The organism is Pseudomonas sp. JV245A (assembly GCF_032424515.1).
GTDB classification, from domain to species: domain Bacteria; phylum Pseudomonadota; class Gammaproteobacteria; order Pseudomonadales; family Pseudomonadaceae; genus Aquipseudomonas; species Aquipseudomonas protegens.
Genome location: NZ_VYKE01000255.1, coordinates 1 through 4,404 on the forward strand (window position 1 = coordinate 1; position 4,404 = coordinate 4,404).

A 4,404-nucleotide genomic window follows, 5' to 3' on the forward strand; every position below is an offset into this window, starting at 1 on the left:
CGGCAGCGGCTACAGGTCAGCCGGCGACGGCCTGCTGGTCCATCTTCTGGCGCAGGCTCAGGGGGCGCATGTCGGTCCAGACTTCTTCGATGTAGGCCAGGCAGTCCTTCTTGAAACCGCTCTTGCCCACAGTGCGCCAGCCCTGGGGCACGGCCTTGTAGTCGGGCCAGATCGAGTATTGCTCTTCATGGTTGACCACCACCTGGAACAGGATGTCCTCACGGTCGAATACTGAAGTCATTGCTTGTCTCCATCACTGATAAGGTTCGCCGCGCTCAGCGCACGGCGGTTGTGTAGAAGGAACGAAACGGCGGGGCAAAAAATTAGAGGCTGGCCACTGCCGCCGCTACGGCTTTGCTGAAGATCTGGGCCACCTGGTCGATCTGCGCTGCGGTGATTACCAGCGGCGGCAGGAAACGCACCACGGCGCCGTGGCGCCCGCCCAGCTCCAGGATCAGCCCGCGCTTGAGGCATTCGCGCTGCACCAGCGGTGCCAGGCGCGCATGCTGGGGTGGATGGCCCTGGGCATCCGGCACGCCGGCCGGGTCCACCAGCTCTACCCCGAGCATCAGGCCACGACCACGGATATCCCCCAGTTGCGGGAAGTCGCGCTGCAGGATCAGCAGGTGCTCGCGCAAGCGCTCGCCCATGGCCGCCGCGTGCTCGGGCACCCGGTGTTCCTTGAGGTAGCGCATCACCGCGGAACCGGTGGCCATGGCCATCTGATTGCCGCGGAAGGTGCCGGCGTGGGCACCCGGCTGCCAGGTGTCGAGCCAGTCGCGATAGACCATCACCGCCAGCGGCAGGCTGCCGCCGATGGCCTTGGACATCACCACCACATCGGGAATGATCCCCGCGTGCTCAAAGGCGAACATCTTGCCGGTGCGACCGAAGCCGCTCTGGATTTCATCGACGATCAATGCCACCCCGGCCTTCTCGGTGATGCGGCGCACACCTTGCAGCCATTCCAGGTCGGCCGGGATCACCCCGCCCTCGCCCTGCACCGCCTCGACAATCACTGCCGCTGGCAGGGCCACCCCGGCTTCCGGATCGGTGAGCAGGTTTTCCAGGTAATGCAGGTTGACCTTGACCCCTTCGGCGCCCCCCAGCCCGAACGGGCAGCGGTAGTCATAGGGGAACGGCAGGAACTGCACGCCGTTGTTCAGCAGCCCGGCCAGGGCGCGCTTGGGCCCCAGGCTGCCCATCAGGCTCAGCGCACCCTGGCTCATGCCGTGGTAACCGCCCTGGAACGACAGCACGGTGCTGCGCCCGGTAGCGGTGCGCGTAAGCTTCAGCGCGGCTTCTACGGCATCGGTGCCGGTGGGGCCGCAGAACTGGATCCTGGCCTCGCCAGCCAGGGCCTCGGGCAACAGGCCGAACAGGTCCTGGACGAACTGGTCCTTGACCGGGGTGGTCAGGTCCAGGGTCAACAGCGGCAACTCATCGGCCAGCACCTGCTGGATCGCGGCGATCACCACCGGGTGATTGTGGCCCAGGGCCAAAGTCCCGGCACCGGCCAGGCAATCGATGAAACGCCGGCCCTCGACGTCTTCGACGTGAATGCCGCTGGCCCGCTTCAGGGCCAGGGGAATGCGCCGTGGATAACTGCGGGCATTGGATTCCTGGCGGCTCTGGCGGGCCAGCAGGGGCGACTCGTCGAACTGGTAAAGCGTCTCTTGCGGGGCGGCGCCAAGGCCCACCGGCGAATCTTCCATCAGGCTGGTAACGGCTGACATGTCTCGAACCCTCACGCTGCAATTTGAGCAAAACGGCCACCGGCCGGATGCGCAGCCCAAGCGCGGGCGCGCACTGACAGGTTTTCCTGTTCTAAAAACGCTTCAGCGCGGTGGGGATTTACACCCCGGGGCGAGGAAATTGCACATGCCGCCCCGTAGGAGCCAGCTTGCTGGCGAAGGCGGTCTCAAGGGCCCCTTCGCTGGCAAGCCGGCTCCTACAGGGGAAGGTGATGGGTCAGGCGCGGTGGGCAGGCAGGGTCAGCTCGACTCGCAGGCCATCGGGGCGGCTGTCGAAATTCAGCTCGCAACCACAACGCTGGACGATGGCCTGGACAATCGCCAGGCCCAGGCCACAGCCACTGCTCTGGCTGTCGCGCCAGAAGCGCTGGGTCAGGTGCTGCAAGTCTTGCGCGGGAATGCCCGAACCATGGTCGCGGACCTGGAAACGCACCCGGGCGCCGACTGTCTCCAGGTTCAGCTCCACCGGGCATTCTTCAGGGGTGTGGCGCAGTGCGTTGTCCAGCAAGTTGCGCAAGGCAGCGATGGCCAGGGTCGAGGGCATTTCCACCGCAGCCTCGCCGGCCTTGCCGTGCATATGCAGCTTGACCCGGGCCCGAGCGCCCACGGCGGCGTCCTGGATCGCCAGGCGCGCCACCTGCTCGGCGTTACAGTGCACACCGTCATCGAACGACAGGCTACCCTCGACCCGGGCCAGCAACAGCAGTTGCTCCAGGGTCCGGTGCATGCGGTCGGCCCCTTCTTCGGCTCGGGCCAGGGACTGGTCCCGGGCCGCACCTTCGGTCATGCGCGCCACTTGCAGGTGGGTCTTGATTGCGGTCAGCGGGCTGCGCAGTTCGTGGGCTGCGTCACCGGTCAGCCGGCGCTCGCGCTCGATGGTCTTGGCGATGCGCTGGAACAGCTGGTTCTGGGTTTCCAGCAGCGGCCGCAGCTCGCTGGGCATGGGCTGGATCTGCAACGGTTCCAGGGAGTCGGCGCTGCGGCGCATCAGCGCGTCACGAATCCGGTTCAGCGGGGCCAGGCTCTGGCCGATGCCCAGCCACAGCAGCCACAGGCAGCCGAGCAAGGCCACGCCCACCGGCACCGAAGCCGCCAGCAGCACCGACATGTTCAGGGCTTCGCGCTCGACCTGGCGATCCGCGGTGGTGATGCGCATGTCGCCGCGCACCAGGGTGAAGGTGCGCCAGGGCGCGCCGTCGATCATCTGGTCGTGAAAGCCCAGCTTCTCGGCTTCCAGCGGGTGCTCCGGAGTGCTGTGGCTGCGGGCCAGGATCTGCCCGCGCAGGGAACTGACCTGGCAGGCCATGCCGCCGGGGATGGTCAGGGCCGCGCTGTTGATCTGGTTGCTCGGGCCATGGGACGGCAGCGCCGGCATCTGCTCCAGCAGCCCGGCGACCATGCGCGCCGAGGCGACCAGGCGCTGGTCCAGGGAAAACATCATCTGGTTGCGCAGGTCACTGAGCATCCAGGCCGCGGCCAAGGCCCAGATCAGGATGAAGGCAGCGCCCAGGGTCATGCTCAGGCGCAGGCGCAGGCTTCTCACTTAGCGGTTCTCCTCACCGTCGGCCGGGCCCAGGCGATAGCCGAGGCCGCGCACGGTTTCGACGATGCCGTTGCCGAGTTTGCGCCGCAGGTGATGGATGTGCACATTCAGCGCGTTGCTCTCCAGCTCATCGTTGAAACCGTAGACGCTGTCCTTGAGTTGCTCGCTGGACAGCACCCGGCCACGGTTGTGCAGCAGCGCCTGGAGCAGGGATTGCTCGCGCCGCGAGAGGTCCACCGGTTGGCCGCCGAGCAGGGTTTCCCGGGTGCTCGGGTCATAGGTCAAGCGCCCGTGCTCGATCAGGTTGACGCTGCGCCCCGCCACCCGGCGCAACAGGGTGTGCAGGCGCGCCGCCAGTTCCCGCAGGTCGAAGGGCTTGAGCAGGTAATCGTCGGCACCGGCCTGCAAGCCATCGACCCGGTCGGTCACCGAGTCGCGGGCGGTGAGGATCAGCACCGGAATCTCCAGGCCCTGCTGGCGCTGCTGCTTGAGCAGCTTCAAACCGTCTTCATCCGGCAGGCCAAGATCCAGTACCATCACGTCGAAATCGGCCACGCCGAGCATGGCCCGCGCTGCCGAAGCGGTGGCCACATGCTCGACCGTCAGGCCCTGGGCCGTGAGGCCGGCGACTATCCCGCTGGCAATCAGCTCATCATCTTCACAGACAAGTACGTGCATGGTCGGTCCTGTACAAAGGCGTTGATTAAGCGGGCTGCGGATTAAGCGGACATTATGCCCGCCGTTTCCTGGCCACAAGCCAAGTATGGTTAATCATCGGTTAATCAGGACCGGCCATTGTGGTCGCAACTTGCACCGGTTTAAGGCTTGGCCATGCGTCGATTGTTTCTCCTGTTGTTCATGCTCTTCACCACACTGGCGCACGCCGGCAACAACCCGTTCGAGGTCAAGCCCGACTTCCTGCCGGTGGGCAAGGCCTTCGTCTTCACCTCCGAGCGCCTGCCTTCGGGAGAAACCCAGCTGTTCTGGCAGATCGCCGACGGCTACTACCTGTATCAGAAGCGCCTGAAATTCAACGGCGTGGCGCCAGAGCTGCAACCCACCCTGCCGGCCGGTGAAGACCACAGCGACGAATTCTTCGGCCAGCAG

The 4,404-nt window shown here is 65.8% G+C and carries 5 protein-coding genes; 1 reads left to right on the forward strand and 4 read right to left on the reverse strand.

Annotation, left to right across the window (positions count from 1 at the left end):
• Positions 1-16 precede the first annotated feature (16 nt).
• From F6S12_RS29990 to F6S12_RS30005, 4 genes are all read right to left on the reverse strand, one after another.
• A complete protein-coding gene (locus F6S12_RS29990) occupies positions 17-241 on the reverse strand; it encodes an MbtH family protein (RefSeq protein WP_011062453.1) in 225 nt (74 codons plus the stop codon).
• A gap of 82 nt (positions 242-323) precedes the next feature.
• Entirely contained in the window at positions 324-1,736 is a 1,413-nt protein-coding gene (locus tag F6S12_RS29995) for an aspartate aminotransferase family protein (protein ID WP_011062454.1), read from the reverse strand.
• 235 nt (positions 1,737-1,971) lie between these two features.
• Positions 1,972-3,297, reverse strand: coding sequence for an ATP-binding protein (locus F6S12_RS30000; protein ID WP_053159645.1), 1,326 nt, complete (start codon positions 3,295-3,297; stop codon positions 1,972-1,974).
• Positions 3,298-3,975 carry a response regulator gene (locus tag F6S12_RS30005; RefSeq protein WP_011062456.1) on the reverse strand — a complete coding sequence of 226 codons (678 nt, stop codon included), beginning with the start codon at positions 3,973-3,975 and terminating at the stop codon, positions 3,298-3,300. It lies immediately after the preceding gene.
• Positions 3,976-4,128: 153 nt separating this feature from the next.
• On the opposite strand from F6S12_RS30005, the gene F6S12_RS30010 reads away from it, so the two are divergent.
• Positions 4,129-4,404, forward strand: a 276-nt coding sequence (locus F6S12_RS30010; RefSeq protein WP_315869707.1) for a protein-disulfide reductase DsbD domain-containing protein, incomplete at its 3' end; no start/stop codon positions are given.

What these genes read in the sequence shown, in the direction of transcription:
- F6S12_RS29990 (WP_011062453.1), bottom strand. Translation starts at nt 241, where the DNA reads ATGACTTCAGTATTCGACCGTGAGGACATCCTGTTCCAGGTGGTGGTC.
- F6S12_RS29995 (WP_011062454.1), bottom strand. Translation starts at nt 1,736, where the DNA reads ATGTCAGCCGTTACCAGCCTGATGGAAGATTCGCCGGTGGGCCTTGGC.
- F6S12_RS30005 (WP_011062456.1), bottom strand. Translation starts at nt 3,975, where the DNA reads ATGCACGTACTTGTCTGTGAAGATGATGAGCTGATTGCCAGCGGGATA.